This is a genomic window from Micromonospora sp. B006, assembly GCF_003408515.1.
GTDB classification, from domain to species: Bacteria; Actinomycetota; Actinomycetes; order Mycobacteriales; family Micromonosporaceae; genus Micromonospora; species Micromonospora echinospora_A.
Window position 1 is genome coordinate 6,605,699 of sequence record NZ_CP030865.1, and the last position, 16,439, is coordinate 6,622,137.

A 16,439-nucleotide genomic window follows, 5' to 3' on the forward strand; every position below is an offset into this window, starting at 1 on the left:
CGTCGCCCCAGGATACGAACGGTTTGAGCGGTCAGGTTCACTGGTTGCCGTGGACGCCACCATCTGGACAACGGCGCGGGACGCGCGCGCCTGGCTGGACGCCGCGAACGGCCGCGGCGACACCGAACTGACCTGTCGCATCCTCAAGATCGGCGAAGAGGCCGGCGAGGTCGCCGCGGCCTGGATCGGCCTGCTCGGCCAGAACCCGCGCAAGGGCGTGACGCACACCCGCGAGGAGGTGGCCGCCGAACTCGCCGACGTGGCGTTCACCGCGCTCGTCGCCATCGAGAGCCTCGGCCTGGACGCCCACGCCGTGCTGACCGCGTGCGCCGCCAAGGTGCGCTCCCGTACCGCTGCCGCCCAAGGGGAATGAACCGAGTGGGAAACGGACACGTATGACCCGGTGGGGACCGGCGAGAGGGGACGACCATGACCGCATCCGAGGATGAGCCCGGCCTGACCCGACCCCGCTGGTCCGGCGCGGCCCGCCTGCTGGCCGCCGCCGCCGCGCTGGTGGTCGTGCTCGGCGGGGTGGCCGTGGCGGTGACCCTGTCCAACCCGGGCCGGCTCGGCGTGGTCTTCTCCGGCGGCGCGCCCCCGTCGCCGGCCACCGGCGCCGGAGGTGTGGGCGCGGCCGAGGCCGCCGGGGCGCAGACGCTCGCCGCGCCCCGGGCCGGCCGGCAGCGCGCCGAGTTCGAGCTGACCGACGGCCTGACCCGGTTCACCCTGCGGACCGCCGACCTCGGCGCCGACCTGTACCGCATCGACGTGCCCGAGGACGCCGGGGTCACGCCGCGCCCGCTGATGGTCGGGGACCGGGTCCGCCTGCGGATCGAGGAGAACGGCCGCCGGGGGCCGGCCGCCGTCGACGTGGTGCTCAACTCCCGGGTCACCTGGCGGCTGCGGCTCGTCGGCGGCGTCAGCGAGCAGCGGCTCGACCTGGGCGAAGCCCGGCTCGCCGGGATCGACCTGGTCGGCGGCGCCTCGCGTACCCGGCTGCTGCTGCCCCGGCTGAACGGCTCGCTCACCGTCCGGATGACCGGCGGGGTCAGCGAGCTGACCGTCACCGTGCCCGGCGCGCCGCCGGTCCGGGTGCGGGTCGCCGCCGGGGCCGGTTCCCTGACCGTCTACGAGGAGCGGCACGGCGGGATCGCCGCCGGGGACCTGGTCAGCTCACCGGGCTGGGACCGGGCGGCCGACCGGCTCTACCTCGACCTGGCCGCGGGCGCGAACGCGGTGAGCGTCACGGCGGACTGAGCGTACAGTCGGGGTGGTGGACCGCACCGAATCCCTGCCTGCCCAGACGCTTCCGCCCGGCGTCGGCCCGACCGACCCGGGCAGCGTGCTGCTGCCGGGGCACGACGTACCCCTCGGCCGCTACACCACGGTGCGCCGGCTGCTGCCCCAGCGGCAGCGCCGGATGGTGGGCGCCTGGTGCTTCGTCGACCACTTCGGGCCCGACGACGTCGCCGACCGGCCCGGCATGGAGGTGCCGCCGCACCCGCACACCGGGCTGCAGACCGTCACCTGGCTGCTCGACGGGGAGATCCTGCACCGCGACAGCCTCGGCAACGTCCAGCCCATCCGTCCCGGCCAGCTCAACGTGATGACCTCCGGGCGCGGCATCGCGCACTCCGAGCGCTCCCCGCTGGTGCACCCGCCGCTGATGCACGGCGTACAACTCTGGGTGGCGCTGCCCGACCCCGCGCGCGCCGGCGACCCGGACTTCGCCCACCACGCCGACCTGCCCCGCTGGCGCGACGGCGACCTGGAGGTCACGTTGCTCGTCGGCGAGTTCGGCGGGCATCGCTCGCCCGCCGTCGTGCACACCCCGCTGGTCGGCGCGCAGCTCGAGGTCCGCGGCGCGGCGCCGGCCACGCTGCCGCTGCGTCCGGACTTCGAGTACGTGCTGCTGGCCATGTCCGGCGCCGCAGACTGTGACGGCACGGCGCTGGCTCCCGGCGCGCTGCTCTACCTGGGCCGCGGCCGGAGCGCGCTGACGCTGAGCGCCGAACCGGGCACCCGGCTGCTGCTGCTCGGCGGCACCCCGTTCGACGAGCCGCTGGTGATGTGGTGGAACTTCGTGGGCCGCTCGCACGAGGAGGTCGTGGCCGCCCGGGAGGACTGGATGGCCGGTCGCCGCTTCGGCGTGGTCGCCGACGACGCGGCGCCGCCGCTGCCCGCGCCCGCGCTGCCCACCACCCGGCTCAAGGCTCGCGACCGCAGTGGCGGCGTACGCGGCTGACCGTCGTACCCGAATGCCGGGCCGTCGCCTGGGTAGTCGGCGGTATGCCGACAAAATCCGCCGTCCGCGACGTCGCGGACAAGAAGCGGCTCGCCCGCCGGCTCGCCGGGGACGGCCGCGGGTTCGCCGAGAGCTTCGGGTTCCGGGTGACGAACAACCCGGCCCAGTTGTTCCAGGTCCTCTACCTGTCCGTCCTGCTGGCCCGCCGGGGCGACTTCCACCGCGCGGTCGACGCGGCCACGGCGCTGCGGGACGCCGGCTGGGACACGGCGGCGCGGATGGCCCGGTCCCGCCACGAGGACCGGGTACGCGTGCTGCGCGCCGCCGGTCTCCGCGGCGACCTGGCCGGGCTCGCCGACACGCTCGGGGACCTGGCCCGCACGCTCGTCGACACGTACCGGGGCGACCTGCGTCGGCTGCGTACCGCCGCGCGCCAGGACCCGGCGGGGGAGCGGCGGTTGCTGATCGCTCTGCCCGGAGTGGACGACGAGGTGTGCGACCTGTTCCTGCGCGAGGCGCAGGCGCTGTGGCGCGAGGCGGCGCCGGTGGCCGACCGGCGAGCGCTCGCGGCGGCCCGCCGGCTCGGCCTGGGCCGCACCGCCGGCGACCTCGCGGGGTTGGCCGGCAGCGGCGAGTCGGAACGACTGTCGTGGCTGGTCGGAGCGCTGGCGCGAGTGGACCTGGAGCGCCGGTACGCCGAGGTGACCGCCTGAGCGCGGGCGTGCGCCCGGCCACAGTTTCGCGATTCTCACCCGTTCGGCTGATGTTGCGTCGTATGATGATCGTGGCAGCGATGCCCGCCCGGTTCGGGCGAACATCTCACCGCTCTGCGGTCGCGACCCGGTTCGGGCGTGAACCGCTGGGGAAAGGTGCTGCGTGGCGCCCCAGGTCGCGGTTCGTGACTTGGGGCGCTCGCCTGTCCCGGGCCTGCCGCACCACCGCGCACGAACGAACCGGTCGCGCGACCGCCCACCTGCGACGTCACGCGCCACCGTCCGCGTGCGACGGTCGCGCTCGGGCCGGGCACGCCGAGGCCGGCGGCCGTGTCGCCCGCCGGCTCTCCCCGCGGTGCTCAGATGCCGCGCAGGTGCTGCGAGACGCGCGGGTGGTCGTCCCGGGCCTGCGCCGCGCGCTGCGAGCGGCTCACCTCGGGCGCCGCGTCGATGCCGGCCGAGCGGGCCACCTCGGTGCCGTTGGCGTAGTCCACCGGGGGCAGCGCGCGCAACGCCCGCAACACGTCCGGCGGCGCGCCCTCCCGCTCCGCCTCGCGGATGACGTCGTCCTTCCCGGCCGGATAGTCCAGCGCGGACAGGTACTCCAGGACGTCCGAGTAACTCGCCATCAGTCGGGCTCCTCGCGGCAGTAGTTGGGGTCACGACCGGGCGGCGGTTACCCGTCGCGCCGCCGCTCACGCCCGCCGCCGCGGAAAACGTGCCGCCCGTGGCGGAGCCGTTTCCGCGGCGCCGTGGCGGGTAGCCGCGCTGGGCGCACCGAAGGGGGTACCACCGATGCACTACCTGACCTTCGTGGGCCGGGTCGCCCGGCTCACCGGCACCAGCGAGGACCGGGCCGCCACGCTCATCGCGGCCACGCTGGAGACGTTCGCGCAGCGGCTGACCGGTGGCGAGGTGCTGGACCTGGCCGCGCAACTGCCGAAACCGCTGCAGGGGTTGCTCAGCCCGTACCCGCGTGACGAGGCGGCCGACCGGTTCGGCGCCGCCGAGTTCGTCGCCCGGGTCGCCCGCCGCGCCGACTGCGACGAGAACACCGCCCGGGACGCGGTCCGCGCGGTGTTCACCACGCTGCGCGAGGCGATCGGCGGCGGCGAGTTCCAGGACGTCGTGGTCCAGTTTCCCCGCGACTACCGCGACATGGTGGAACCGGCGCTCGCTCCGGCGGCCACGCACCGGCGCTGACCCGGCCGGCAGCGATCAGGCGATCACACCGGCGGCGCGCAGCGCGGCGATCCGGCCGGCGTCCACCCCGGCGGCCTCGGCGAGCACCTCGTCGGTGTGCTCGCCCGGCCTCGGCGGCGGCCGCCGCACACTGGTCGGGGTGGCCGAGAAGCGCGGCGCGGGCGCGGGCTGGGTGACCCCGTCCGGCGCGACGAAGGCGTCCCGGGCGCGCAGGTGCGGATGATCCGGCGCCTCGGCCCAGTCGAGCACCGGCGCCACGCAGGCGTCCGTGCCGGCCAGCAGCTCCGTCCACTCGTCGCGGGTGCGGGTGCGGAACAGCCGCGCCCAGGCAGCCCGCAACGCCGGCCAGTTCGCCGGGTCGTCCCGGTCCAGCGCGCCGCCGTCCGGCGCGTCGTCGCCGTTCAGCGGGAAACCGGTGAGCCGGACCAGTTCGGCGTAGAACTGCGGCTCCAGCGCGCCGACCGCCACGTACCGCCCGTCGGCGCACTCGTACGTGTCGTAGAAGGGCGCGCCGCCGTCGAGCAGGTTCACCCCGCGCGGGTCCTGCCACAGTCCGATGCCACGCAGCGCGTGGATCTGGGTCGCCAGCACCGACACGCCGTCCACGATGGCGGCGTCGACGACCTGGCCGGGCGCGCCGCCGCGCACCGCGTGCAGCGCCGCGACCACGCCGAGGGCCAGCATCATGCCGCCGCCGCCGAAGTCGCCGAGCAGGTTCATCGGCGGCACCGGACGCTCACCGGCCCGGCCCACCCCGTGCAGCGCGCCGGTCAGCGCCAGGTAGTCGATGTCGTGCCCGGCGCTGTGGGCGAGCGGGCCGTCCTGCCCCCAGCCGGTCATCCGCCCGTACACCAGCTTGGGGTTGACGGCGAGGCAGTCGTCCGGGCCGAGGCCGAGCCGCTCGGTGACCCCGGGGCGGAAGCCCTCCACCAGCGCGTCCGCCCCGGCGACGAGCGCCAGCACCAGGTCGCGGCCCGCGGGCTGCTTCAGGTCCACCGCGACCGAGCGGCGGTTGCGGTTCAGCAGGTCGCCCGGGAAGGCGCCGAAGCCGCCGCCGCCGAGCCGGTCGACCCGCACCACGTCCGCGCCGAGGTCGGCCAGCATCATCGCCGCGAACGGCCCGGGCCCGATCCCGGCCAGCTCGATCACCCGTACGCCGGTCAGCGGTCCCTGATTGGTCACCCGCGTCACCCTAGGGGCCGCGATGACCTGGCGCCATGCCCGTCGTCCCCGGCACAGCTGTTGACCAGGGCAAGCATCTGTGTCCCGACTTGGCGTCCGGTCCGGCGGTGACCTAGCCTTGTGCAGGCGAGGGGAGTACTTCCCACGAATCATTCCGGTCAGTACGGCAAGCCGCCGAGGCGAGCCCCGGGTGGTTGCCCACGAAAACGTGGGTGAAGGAGACCTCGAACATGACACGGTGTTCGAGGAGGTTCCATGCCCGAATTGTCCCCCCTGGCTGCGTCCGAGCTGTCGTCGGTCGGTACGCCCACGCTCTGGGCGGTGACGATCGTCGGCGTGCTCGCGCTGCTGGTGCTGGATTTCCTGGTCACCCGCAAGCCGCACGAGGTCTCCATGCGCGAGGCCCTCGGCTGGTCGGCCTTCTACATCGCGCTGCCCCTGGCCTTCGGCGCCTGGATCTGGTCGCGCTGGGGCAGCCAGCAGGGCATCGAGTACCTCACCGGTTACCTGGTCGAGAAGTCGCTGTCGGTCGACAACCTGTTCGTCTTCATGCTGCTGCTCGCCGCGTTCGCCGTGCCCTCCGTGCTGGCCCAGCGGGTGCTGCTCTACGGCATCGCGGGCGCCCTGGTGCTGCGCGGCGTGTTCATCGCGCTCGGCGCCGCCGCGCTCAAGACGCTCGACTTCGCCTTCCTGCTCTTCGCGCTCATCCTCATCGCCACCGCGGTGAAGCTGCTGCGCGACGCCCTCAGCGGGCACGAGCAGGAGGTCGACATCAACAAGATGCGGTCGGTGCGACTGCTGCGCAAGGTCATGCCGGTGGTCGACGACTACCACGGCACCCGCATGACGATCACGCAGAACGGCCGCCGGGCGCTCACCCCGTTCGCGCTCGTCGTCGTCGCGGTGCTGGCCACCGACATCGTGTTCGCCGTCGACTCGGTGCCCGCCGTCTACGGCATCACCGAGGACCCGTACCTGGTCTTCGCCACGAACGCCTTCGCGCTGCTGGGCCTGCGGGCGCTCTACTTCGTGCTGCACGCCGCGCTGAGCCGGCTCGTGCACCTCAGCTACGGCCTGGCCGTCATCCTGGCGTTCATCGGCCTCAAGCTCGGCCTGCACTGGGCGCACGGCATCTGGGAGGGCGTGCCGGAGATCCCGACGCTCGCCTCGCTCGGCGTGATCATCGGCGTCCTGGTGATCGTCACCATCACCAGCCTCCGGGCCACCCGGGACAGCGGCGACGGCAAGCGCACAGTCGTGCACGAGGTGCAGGGCGGAGGCGGCGCCTGACTCGGTGGGAACCGCTGCCCCGGCACGGCCGGCGGTGGTACGACTGACGGGTGGGAATCGTCTCGCCGGGCTTTCAGGGCCGGCCCCGTTCGTCCGCCTCCGACCTGCCGCCGGGGCAGTACCTCACCGAGGACTTTCCCGTGCTCTCCGCCGGCCCGACGCCGCGGGTGCCGCTGGACACCTGGGAGTTCGTGCTGACCAGTGAGACCGGCGCCGAGTACCGCTGGTCCTGGGACGAGATGATGAGCCTGCCGCAGGACACGCCGACTGTGGACCTGCACTGCGTCACCCGCTGGTCCAAGCTCGGCACCGCCTGGCAGGGCGTCTCCCTGGACACGCTGCTCGACGGCGTCGACACCACCGCCCGGTACGCGCTCGCGCACTCCTACGGCGGCTACACCACGAACCTGCCGCTGGACGACCTGCGCGGCGGGCGCGCCTGGGTGGTGCACACGTACGACGGGGGGCCGCTGCCGGCCGAGCACGGCGGCCCGGCGCGGCTGCTCGTGCCGCACCTGTACCTGTGGAAGTCGGCGAAGTGGGTGCACGGCATCCGGCTGCTCGTCGACGACCGGCCCGGCTTCTGGGAGACCGCCGGCTACCACGACTACGGCGACCCGTGGCGCGAGCAGCGCTACCAGGGCGACTGAGTTGACGGCGCAGGCGCAGGGCCGCCGCGTCGCGCCGCTGATGTGGCGGGTGGCCCGGCTCGCCGAGCGGCGGATCGAGACGCCCACCGCGCAGACGCTGGTGCTGGACGTGCCCGGCTGGCCCGGGCACCTGCCCGGACAGCACGTCGACCTGCGCCTGACCGCCGAGGACGGCTACCAGGCCGCCCGGTCGTACTCGCTGGCCGGTCCCGCCGACGGCGAGCGGATCGAGGTCACAGTGCAGCGGGTGCCCGACGGGGAGGTGTCGCCGTACCTGACCGACACCTACGCCGAGGGCGACCCGATCGAGGTCCGCGGGCCGGTCGGCGGCTGGTTCGTCTGGCGTACCGACGAGACCGCGCCGGTGCTGCTGGTCGGCGGCGGCTCCGGCGTCGTGCCGCTGATGGCGATGATCCGCGCGCGCCGGGCCGCCGGCAGCCGCACCCCGTTCCGGCTCGTCTACTCGGTGCGCACCCCGGACGACGTGATCTACGCCGACGAGCTGCGCCGCCGCGCCCGCGACGACCAGGGTCTGGACGTCGCGTACGTCTACACCCGCACCGCGCCCGACGGCTGGCGCGGCGAGCCGCACCGGATCGGCCTGGCCGACGTGAACAGCCACGGCTGGCCGCCCGACCTGGAGCCGCTCTGCTACGTCTGCGGCCCCACCGGATTCGTGGAGACCGTGGCCGACCTGCTGGTGGGGCTCGGTCACCCGACCCGGCGCGTGCGGACCGAACGGTTCGGCCCGACCGGCTGACGACCCGAGGAGAGCGGATGACCGACCTGTCCTACCTGGATGGCAACATGCTCGACGGGCCGTTGCGCGAGTTGTTCGCCGTCGACCTGAGCGCCACCACCGGGCGCTGCGACAACTGCGGCATGACCGGCCCGATGGCCGGGCTGCACGTCTACTCGCACGCCCCGGGCCTGGTCGGGCGCTGTCCCACCTGCTCCGGAGTGATGGTGCGCCTGGTTCGCGCGCCGCAGCGGGCCTGGCTGGACCTGCGCGGCACCACGTACCTCCAGGTGCCCATGCCGGCCGAGCCGGGCTTCCGCGCCGCGCCCTGACGTCTGCGTCGTGGCCGGGCCACACCCCGACTCCTGCGCTGCGCTCGGGCTGCGCCCCGACTCCTGCGCCGCGGCCGGGCCGCGCCGCCGCAGCCGCCCGACGAGCTGCCCGACGGTCACCGGCACCACGGACAGGACGAGCTGACCGTTGCGCGCGTCGACGGTTGCCGCCACCGCGTACAGCCGGGCGCCGTGCCGCAGCAGGCGGGGCCGTCCGAGGGCGAGCCCCGGCGCGCGCACCGCGGCGCCGCCGCGCCCGTGGTCGCCGTCCACCTCGGCGCGTACCGGATGACGCCGGCCCCCGGCGGAGCTCGCGGCCAGGAGCCGATCGAGGGGGAACTCCGTGCGGACCGTGCGGCCGGTCGGGTCGCCGGCGTCGACCCGGGTGGCGCCCACGACCGGACCGGCCAGCAGCCGCACCGGCCCGGCCTCCGCGGCGAACCGGGGGTACGGGCTGCGCGCCGTCACCGCGAGAGTGTGCCCGTCGGCCCAGCTCACGTCGACGGCGTCCAGTCGTGCCAGCCAGTCTGCGCGTACGTCGGTGACGTCGGTCCAGCCGGCCGGCGCGCCCGGGTAGCCGGCGTGCCACCGGTCCCCGTCGAACACCGTCGCCGGCACCCCCCGGTCGGTGTCCTGCGCGATGACGGCCAGCAGCTCGTCGACCCCGCCCGCGGTCACCGCGCCCAGGCGCAGCCGGGCCTCGATGCCGAGCCGGTCCCGCAGGCCGCCGGTGACGTGCCGCCGCACCAGCCGGGCGACAGTGTCGTGCACCCGCTCCTGCGCCGCCCGGTCCAGGTGCCGGAAGTCGTCGCCGACCAGGTTCGCCAGCTCCAGCCCGACGTGGCGGCACAGCACCGCGTCCCGGCGCGGGCCGGCGGGGATCAGGTCGGCGACGAACGCGAACAGCCGCTCCACGCTGACCAGGCGCTGCTCGACCCGGCTGTGGTAGGTGATGTTGCGGGCGTCCAGGCGGCGTACCGCGTGGTAGTAGTCGTAGTCGCCCAGCACCGAGACCCGCCGGGCGTGGTAGCAGGCGGCCAGCGTGAACGGCTGGTCGCTGAGGACCGGCATGTCCTCCGGGAAGCGCAGCCCGAGCCGGTCGACCAGTTCGCGGCGGAACAGCTTCGTGTTCGCCAGCGACCAGGGCAGCGCCGAGTCGAACAGGCTCACGTCGACCGCGTTGCCGCCGGCGAACACGTCCGAGAAGACGTGCCGGCCGTTGACGCCCACCACCTTGCCGAGCACCACGTCCGAGCCGTACCGGTCGGCGGCGGCGACCAGACGTTCGAGGGCCTCCGGGCCGAGCCGGTCGTCGGAGCCGAGGAAGAAGACGTACCGGCCGGTGGCCAGGTCCAGTCCCCGGTTGCAGGGCGCGGCCGGTCCACCGGAGTTGGCCTGGTGCGCCACCCGTACCGTGCCCGGGTAGCGCGCGGCGTACCGGTCCAGCAGGCGGCCGCTGCCGTCGGTGGAGCCGTCGTCCACCGCCACGATCTCCATCCGGTCCGGCCCGATCGTCTGCCGCAGCAGCGAGTCGAGGCACTGGCGCAGGTAGCGCAGCGTGTTGTAGACCGGCACGACGACGCTCACGTCGGGGCGGCTCGTCGCGGGTGGGCGGTGCGTGGTCGGTGGGCGGTGCGTCGCCTCCTCGGCTGCCACTGCTGCTCCTTCGCGCTCGCTCGGACGATCCCGGCGCGACCCAGCGTGGTGGAGCGACCCGTCCGAGTGACGACACCCGCGTGACGGCGAGGTGGCCGGAAGGCAGCCGTTGGATACGCGCGAAAGGGCCCGACCCCGTGGTGGGGGTCGGGCCCTTCGTCATCGGGTCAGGAGCTGTAGCCGCGGCTGGCGATCCAGCGGGCGAGCTCGTCGACGTCCATCCGGTAGGAGGCCTGGGTCGGGTTGGCCGAGTCGGCGATCGTCACGATCTTCCCGCCGTCGCGGTAGCCCACCACGCTGATGTAGTGGCCGCCCTCGAAGGAGTGGGCGTTGCCGTCGGTGTCGGTGGCGGTGCCGGCGATGTTGGCCACCACGGCACGGCCGTCGTCGACGGTCTTGACCACGTCGGCGCGCAGCTTGTCGACCTTGTCGCGGTCGCGGGCCTTGTCCACGGGGATCTCGGTGGACTTGTAGACGTCCTTGCCGGTCTCCTTGTTCAGGATCGGGGTGATGTCGTTGATGGAGTTGGTGCCGGCCTCGGTGGTGCCCATCTCCTTGGCCATGGCGTGCACGTCGATGTTCTTGCCCTGCACGCTCAGCGCGTTACGGGCGGCGGCGGGGCCGCAGAAGTAGAAGTTGGGCTGCGCCTCGTAGCGCACGTCCAGCTCCCGCTCGCCGTGGCCGCTCTTGCGGTCAGCCACCAGGCTCGTGGTGCCGGTGGTGGGGGCGGCGTGGGCGGCGATGGCGGGGCCGGCGATGCCACCGGCGGTGGCGGCGATACCGGCAGCGGTCAGGACGGTCTTGCGCAGCAGAGTGGTAGCCATGATGGTTGCCTCCCTGAAGTGGGGGATACGCGGCGGGGGTGCCTCCGCGAGGGGGGAAAGTTTTGGGGGTGCCCGTGGAAGGGCTGGCACGCGGGCGGCCCGGAAGGGGCCTGCTCTGCGCGGCTCGGGGGATGTAACGACCCGCGGCCGGGGATGATTCCCACCGGCCGTGGCTGCCAGCCGGGGCGACCGGCGGCGTGGGCCTGGGGGATGTAACGATGTCCGGGCCGGGGCCATTCCCGGGGACGGCGGCGTGCCCGTCGCTCGGGGGGTGTAACGACGTCCGGGCCGGGCCGATTCCCTGACCTGGCGACCCGCTCGCGCGGGCTGGTGTTCGGCGCTCGTCCCGGTGCCCCGGGGGTCAGCCATGTACAACGCCCCGCGCCCGCCACCGATTCCACCCTGACGGTGGCACCGACCACAGCCCCGCCACCACAGCGAACCAGACAGCGACCGCCAAACGACCCGCCCCGCACATCGCGGACGGGTCCGCTAGCTTCGACCGCCTGCAAGATCGACCACACGCGCGATCTTGCACCTTGTTGCCCGACAAGCCTCGCAAAAGGTGCAGGTCTCGGGCACTAACTGCAAGATCGCGTGGGCGTGGGCGTGGGCGTGGGCGTGGGCGTGGGCGTGGGCGTGGGCGTGGCGGCTTGGGCCTGGCGGCTTGGGCGTGGGCCTGTCGGCCTGGGCTTGGGCGTTGGCGAGGCCGCGGCGTGGATGTGGGCGAGGGTCAGGGGCGCGGCCGGATGGGCGTGTGGGTCGGAGTGGGTGCTTGGCCGAGCGCGTAGGCGTGGGTGTGAGTGTTGGCGGGCGCCCTGGCGGCCCGTCGTGCCGATGGGGTGGACTGGCGGTCTTGCTGATCGGGACGAGACCGTGGTGGGGGCGAGATCTTGGTACGAAATGGCCCCTATGGGGGCGCTTTCCTTCCAAGATCTCTCGGGGTCCTGAAAAGTGGGACGGTGCTCCCGGTGAGTAGGACGGCGGGCGGCGGGACCGACCCGGATGGGGCGGGGTGGGGGCGGTGGCCGAGAGTGGAGCGGTGCGATATCTGCGCAGCGACGGCCGCGTCGCCATCCGCCGTCCCCGCCCCGCCGACGAGGCGGAATTCGTCGCCGCCGCCCGGCGCAGCCGCGACCTGCACCATCCGTGGCTGTCTGCGCCGGACGACGCGCAGCGGTACGCGGCGTACCTGCGCAAGATCCGGCGGCGGGACAGCTCCGGGTTCCTGTTCTGCGACCGGGAGAGCGGTGAGATCGCCGGGTACGCGAACATCAGCGGCATCGTGCTGGGCGCGCTGCGCGGCGGCTACCTCGGGTACGCGGCGTTCCGGCCGTACGCCGGGACCGGACACGCCTCGGCCGGAGTGCGGCTGGTGGTCGGGTACGCGTTCGGGCCGCTGGGGCTGCACCGGCTGGAGGCGAACATCCAGCCCGGCAACGAGCCGTCGAAGCGGCTGGCGCGCCGGCTCGGCTTCCGGCTGGAGGGCTTCTCCCCGGACTACCTGTTCATCGACGGCGCGTGGCGCGACCACGAACGCTGGGCGATCACCGCCTGACGACCGAGCCGCCGGACGCCGGACCCGCGAGGGCCCGGCGCCCGGGAGCATGACCGGGCAGCTCAGCTACCCGGCTTCGGGAACGCGACCGGGCTGCGGTGCCCGGCCCGGTCCACCGCCCGTACGCCGAAGAACACGTTGTCCTTGGACAGGTCGATGGTCACCTCGGTGACGTCGCCGACCGGCAGCACCTTCTGCCACTGGTCGGCGGTGGTCTCGCGCCACACCACCTCGTACCCGGCCAGGTCCGGCTCCGCGCCGCGCTGCCACCGCAGTGTGGTGTCGTTTGTCAGGTTCGTGGTCACCACCGTCACGTTCTTCGGCGTGCCCGGCGCCTGGGCCAGTGACCACAGCGTCGCGGCGTTCACCCGGGCCACCCGGGTGATGTAGTCGAAGTCGCAGAACTCCGGCAGGTCGCCGTACTGCACGCCGTCGACGACGCGCACGTCCTGGTGCTGGTGGGCGAAGTCTTCGTTGGGCTCGGTGAACCGGCCGGCCGGCCATCCCTCGCGCAGGAACGAGATGTGGTCGCTGCCGCGCAGGTAGCGGTCCCGCCGGTAGATGACCCGCACGTCCATGCCGGTGGCGGAGTTCTCGGCGACGTCGGTGACGAACCGGGCGAGCTGCCGGGACGGGGAGTCGTTCTCGCCGCCGACGGACTGCCGCACGCTCGCCTCGGCGGGGGTCTCGGCGGTCGGCACGCCCTCGGCGAACAACCGCACGGTACGCGGGTCGCGGGTGCCGTCGTCGGCGGTGCTGCTGCCGACGATGTCGTTGCTGAACATGGCCTGTACGTCGACGCCGGCCGCCTTCAACTGCGACGCCAGGTACGCCGAGCCGTACAGGCCCTGCTCCTCGGCGGCGACGGCGGCGAGCACGATGGTGGCCTCGGTGCGCCGGGTGGACAGCACCCGGGCCAGTTCCATCACCACCGCCACGCCGGAGGCGTCGTCGTCGGCGCCGGGCGCGTCGCTGACCGCGTCCATCACGTCGGTGGCCCGGGAGTCGTAGTGGCCGGTGATGACGTACACCCGCTCGGGCGTGACGTCGCCGCGCAGGGTGGCCACCACGTTGGTGATGGTGGTCGCGGTGGGGATGCGGGAGGCGGGTTGCTGCACGTACGACTGCAGTTCGACGCTCATCCGGCCGCCCGACGCGGCGGCGTACCCGGACAGTTGGGCGTAAATCCAGTCGCGGGCGGCGCCGATGCCGCGTACCGGATCGGTCTGGCTGGACAGGGTGTGGCGGGTGCCGAACGCGGCGAGCCGGCGCACGGTGGCCTCGATCCGGCGTCTGTCGATCTCGCGCAGCAGCGCGGTCAGCTCGCGGCCCGGCCGCTGCGGGCGGGCCGGGCGGCCCGGGCCCGGGGGAGCGCCGGTCGCGGCGGCGGCCGGGGCGGCGGCCAGCGGGGTGGTGACGGCGGCGGCGGTGGCCGCGGCGGAGGCGGTGAGGAAGGTACGCCGGCTTGACCTCGTGGGCCTGTCCTCGGCGTTCTCGTGGTTTCCCATCCCGGCATCCTCGCGCCGATCACGAGGAATGTCCATATAGTCGCCGATGGATGGATCATGGGTACGTTTGTCGCAGGTCTGCCCGGGAACGGCAGCAGGCATGACGAAACCACGGGTGGTGATCGTGGGGGCCGGGTTCGCCGGGTACCACGCGGCCAAGACGTTGCGCCGACTGGCCCGCGACCGGGCCGAGATCGTCCTGCTGAACACGACCGACTACTTCCTCTACCTGCCGCTGCTGCCCGAGGTGGCGGCCGGCGTGGTGGAGCCGACCCGGATCGCCGTCCCGCTGACCGGCACGCTCGACGGCGTCCGCGTGGTGATCGGCGAAGCGGACCGGGTCGACCTGCAGAACCGGTGGGTCGGTTACCGCTCCGTCGAGGGCGACCACGGGCAGATCGCGTACGACCGGCTGGTGCTCAGCGTCGGCAGCGTCAATAAGCTGCTGCCGATCCCCGGCGTGACCGAGTACGCCCACGGCTTCCGCGGGCTGCCCGAGGCGCTGTTCCTGCACGACCACGTGGTCCGGCAGATCGAGCTGGCCGAGCTGACCGACGACCCGGCCGAGCAGCGGGCCCGCTCCACGTTCGTGGTGGTCGGTGCCGGCTACACCGGTACGGAGGTGGCCGCGCACGGGCAGCTGTTCACCGACCGGCTGATGGCGCAGCGGCCGCACCTGAAGGTCCGGCCGCGCTGGATGCTGCTCGACGTCGCGCCCCGGGTGCTGCCCGAACTGGACCGGCGGATGTCGGCCGCCGCCGACCGGGTGCTGCGCAAGCGCGGCGTTGACGTGCGGATGGGCACCTCGGTCGCCGAGGCCACCCCGGACGGGGTGATGCTCACCGACGGCGAGTACGTCCCGACGTGCAGCCTCGTCTGGTGCGTCGGCGTACGCCCCGACCCGTTCGTGGCCGACCTGGGGCTGCGCACCGAGAAGGGCCGGCTGGTGGTCGACGAGTACCTCAACGTGCCCGGCTTCCCGGAGGTGTTCGCCTGCGGCGACGCCGCCGCCGTGCCCGACCCGACCCGCCCGGGACAGGTGTGCGCGATGACCGCGCAGCACGCCCAGCGGCAGGGCAAGCTGGCCGCGCACAACATCGCCGCGTCCTACGGGCAGGGCGCGCGCAAGTCGTACAAGCACCACGACCTGGGCTGGGTCGTCGACCTGGGCGGCAAGGACGCGGCGGCGAACCCGCTGAAGGTGCCGCTGGCAGGGCTGCCCGCAAAGGCCGTTACCCGGGGCTACCACCTGCTGGCGATGCCGGGTAACCGGCCCCGGGTCGCGGCGGACTGGGCGCTCGACGCGACGCTGCCCCGCCCGGCCGTGCAGCTGGGCCTGGTGCCGGCCAACGCGGTGCCGCTGGAGAGCGAGTCCCCGGAACTGGCCCGCCGCCGCTGAGCGCCGCACGCACCCGCCGGCCGGCCCTCACCCGCCGGCCGGCGGCCGTTCCGCCGGTTCGCCGTCGGCGGGCTGCGGCAGGGCCTGCCGCCCGGCCGGCACGAACTCGCGCAGCAGCACCTGCACGATGCCGGCCGCCGGGATCGCCAGCAGCGCGCCCACCAGCCCGGCCAGCTCGACCGCCAGCAGGACGCTGACCAGCACCGTCAACGGGTTCAGCCGGACCGCGCGGGCCATGATGACCGGCTGCAGCAGATGGTTCTCCACCTGCTGGTAGACCACGAAGAAGACCAGCACCACGACGCCGGCGGTGGGGGAGTGCAGGAACCCCGCGCCGGTCGCGGCGATCGCACCGAGCGTGGCGCCGACGAGCGGGATCAGGTCGAACACGGCGACCGTCAGCGCGATCACCGCGGCGAACGGCACACCGAGCAGGAACAGCACGAGGAACGTCAGAAGGCCGCAGATCACGCTGATCAGCAGGTTGCCGCTCAGGTAGCCGGTGACGATCCGGGACGAGTCGCGCCCGATGCGCCGCAGCCGCGCCGCCGGGCCGCCGCCGGTCAGCCGCAGCGTGGCGGCCACGATCCTCGGCGCCTCCAGGACCATCAGGTACGCCAACACCACCACGGTGACCAGGGCGGCGACCGCCTGGACGACGCTGCGGACCACCCCGACTGTCGGGTCGCCGAGCCGGGCGCCGAACCGGCGGAGCTGACCGGGTTCGGCGTACCGGAGCAGGTGGAAGCGCTCCAGCAGCCGCCCGAGCGGCCCCTGCCCGGCCTGCGCCTCGCGTACCAGCTCCGGCGCCCGGTCGGCGAACCGGCCCACCTCGTCCACCAGCGGCACCACGATCAGCGCGCCCATGGCGGCGAACAGCGCGAACGCGGCCAGGAAGACCAGCAGCGTGGCGAGCGCGCGGCGGCGTACCCGACGTTCCAGACGGTCCACGAGCGGTTTGAGGGCGACCGCGAAGAACACCGCCACCAGCCCCCACACCAGCACCCGCCGGGTGGCCCAGACCAGCGCCAGCCCGACCACTGTGGCGAGGACCAGACCGATCACGATCAGCGTCCGGCGCGCGGTGGACCGGTCCGTGGCGGCGCTCATCCGGCGCGGCTACCCGCGACGCCGGTGCGG

At 73.9% G+C, this 16,439-nt stretch carries 16 protein-coding genes and 1 pseudogene; 11 read left to right on the top strand and 6 right to left on the bottom strand.

Features of this window, described 5'->3' with window-relative positions; genetic code table 11:
• Nucleotides 1-49: 49 nt before the first annotated feature.
• From MicB006_RS29560 to MicB006_RS29575, 4 genes are read left to right on the top strand one after another with little or no spacing between them, the layout of a single operon-like run.
• The gene (locus MicB006_RS29560) at nt 50-373 is read left to right on the top strand and encodes a MazG-like family protein (protein WP_073829782.1); all 324 of its coding nucleotides are present in this window, start codon (nt 50-52) and stop codon (nt 371-373) included.
• 56 nt (nt 374-429) lie between these two features.
• A complete protein-coding gene (locus MicB006_RS29565; protein ID WP_116510538.1) occupies nt 430-1,257 on the top strand; it encodes a hypothetical protein in 828 nt (275 codons plus the stop codon).
• Nucleotides 1,258-1,273: 16 nt separating this feature from the next.
• Nucleotides 1,274-2,245 carry a pirin family protein gene (locus tag MicB006_RS29570; protein WP_116511971.1) on the top strand — a complete coding sequence of 324 codons (972 nt, stop codon included), beginning with the start codon at nt 1,274-1,276 and terminating at the stop codon, nt 2,243-2,245.
• A 44-nt stretch (nt 2,246-2,289) separates the two neighbouring features.
• Nucleotides 2,290-2,958 carry a hypothetical protein gene (locus tag MicB006_RS29575; protein WP_116510540.1) on the top strand — a complete coding sequence of 223 codons (669 nt, stop codon included), beginning with the start codon at nt 2,290-2,292 and terminating at the stop codon, nt 2,956-2,958.
• A 359-nt stretch (nt 2,959-3,317) separates the two neighbouring features.
• On the opposite strand, the gene MicB006_RS29580 is transcribed toward MicB006_RS29575, so the two are convergent.
• Nucleotides 3,318-3,587: a DUF2795 domain-containing protein gene (locus tag MicB006_RS29580; RefSeq protein WP_073829779.1), complete on the bottom strand. Its 270-nt coding sequence runs from the start codon at nt 3,585-3,587 to the stop codon at nt 3,318-3,320.
• A 166-nt stretch (nt 3,588-3,753) separates the two neighbouring features.
• Here MicB006_RS29580 and MicB006_RS29585 point away from each other — a divergent pair, with 166 nt between their 5' ends.
• A complete protein-coding gene (locus tag MicB006_RS29585) occupies nt 3,754-4,161 on the top strand; it encodes a DUF2267 domain-containing protein (protein WP_116510542.1) in 408 nt (135 codons plus the stop codon).
• Between the two features lie 15 nt (nt 4,162-4,176).
• Here the strand turns inward: MicB006_RS29585 and MicB006_RS29590 are convergent, their stop codons facing one another.
• On the bottom strand, nt 4,177-5,352 hold the full coding sequence (locus tag MicB006_RS29590; RefSeq protein ID WP_116510544.1) for a CaiB/BaiF CoA-transferase family protein: 1,176 nt from the start codon (nt 5,350-5,352) through the stop codon (nt 4,177-4,179).
• A 246-nt stretch (nt 5,353-5,598) separates the two neighbouring features.
• Between MicB006_RS29590 and MicB006_RS29595 the strand changes: the two genes are divergently transcribed.
• The 4 genes from MicB006_RS29595 to MicB006_RS32550 are packed head-to-tail and all read left to right on the top strand — an operon-like array spanning nt 5,599 to nt 8,354.
• Nucleotides 5,599-6,633 carry a TerC family protein gene (locus tag MicB006_RS29595; protein WP_116510546.1) on the top strand — a complete coding sequence of 345 codons (1,035 nt, stop codon included), beginning with the start codon at nt 5,599-5,601 and terminating at the stop codon, nt 6,631-6,633.
• Between the two features lie 50 nt (nt 6,634-6,683).
• Nucleotides 6,684-7,283, top strand: coding sequence for a sulfite oxidase-like oxidoreductase (locus MicB006_RS29600; RefSeq protein ID WP_116510547.1), 600 nt, complete (start codon nt 6,684-6,686; stop codon nt 7,281-7,283).
• A 40-nt stretch (nt 7,284-7,323) separates the two neighbouring features.
• On the top strand, nt 7,324-8,043 hold the full coding sequence (locus MicB006_RS29605; protein WP_192900350.1) for a ferredoxin reductase: 720 nt from the start codon (nt 7,324-7,326) through the stop codon (nt 8,041-8,043).
• A gap of 17 nt (nt 8,044-8,060) precedes the next feature.
• Nucleotides 8,061-8,354, top strand: coding sequence for a DUF6510 family protein (locus MicB006_RS32550; protein WP_225980862.1), 294 nt, complete (start codon nt 8,061-8,063; stop codon nt 8,352-8,354).
• A 75-nt stretch (nt 8,355-8,429) separates the two neighbouring features.
• Here the strand turns inward: MicB006_RS32550 and MicB006_RS29610 are convergent.
• Nucleotides 8,430-10,010: pseudogene (locus MicB006_RS29610) on the bottom strand (glycosyltransferase family 2 protein); the annotation flags it as partial.
• Nucleotides 10,011-10,177: 167 nt separating this feature from the next.
• Nucleotides 10,178-10,834 (bottom strand): C39 family peptidase, encoded by a 657-nt coding sequence (locus MicB006_RS29615; RefSeq protein ID WP_116510549.1) that lies wholly within the window; start codon nt 10,832-10,834, stop codon nt 10,178-10,180.
• Between the two features lie 1,024 nt (nt 10,835-11,858).
• On the opposite strand from MicB006_RS29615, the gene MicB006_RS29625 reads away from it, so the two are divergent.
• Nucleotides 11,859-12,392: a GNAT family N-acetyltransferase gene (locus MicB006_RS29625; protein WP_116511973.1), complete on the top strand. Its 534-nt coding sequence runs from the start codon at nt 11,859-11,861 to the stop codon at nt 12,390-12,392.
• Between the two features lie 62 nt (nt 12,393-12,454).
• Here MicB006_RS29625 and MicB006_RS29630 read toward each other — a convergent pair whose 3' ends face one another.
• Nucleotides 12,455-13,900 carry a M20/M25/M40 family metallo-hydrolase gene (locus MicB006_RS29630; protein WP_116510557.1) on the bottom strand — a complete coding sequence of 482 codons (1,446 nt, stop codon included), beginning with the start codon at nt 13,898-13,900 and terminating at the stop codon, nt 12,455-12,457.
• 100 nt (nt 13,901-14,000) lie between these two features.
• Between MicB006_RS29630 and MicB006_RS29635 the strand changes: the two genes are divergently transcribed.
• On the top strand, nt 14,001-15,299 hold the full coding sequence (locus MicB006_RS29635) for an NAD(P)/FAD-dependent oxidoreductase (protein ID WP_116510559.1): 1,299 nt from the start codon (nt 14,001-14,003) through the stop codon (nt 15,297-15,299).
• Between the two features lie 27 nt (nt 15,300-15,326).
• On the opposite strand, the gene MicB006_RS29640 is transcribed toward MicB006_RS29635, so the two are convergent.
• A complete protein-coding gene (locus MicB006_RS29640) occupies nt 15,327-16,409 on the bottom strand; it encodes an AI-2E family transporter (protein WP_116510561.1) in 1,083 nt (360 codons plus the stop codon).
• Nucleotides 16,410-16,439 lie beyond the last annotated feature (30 nt).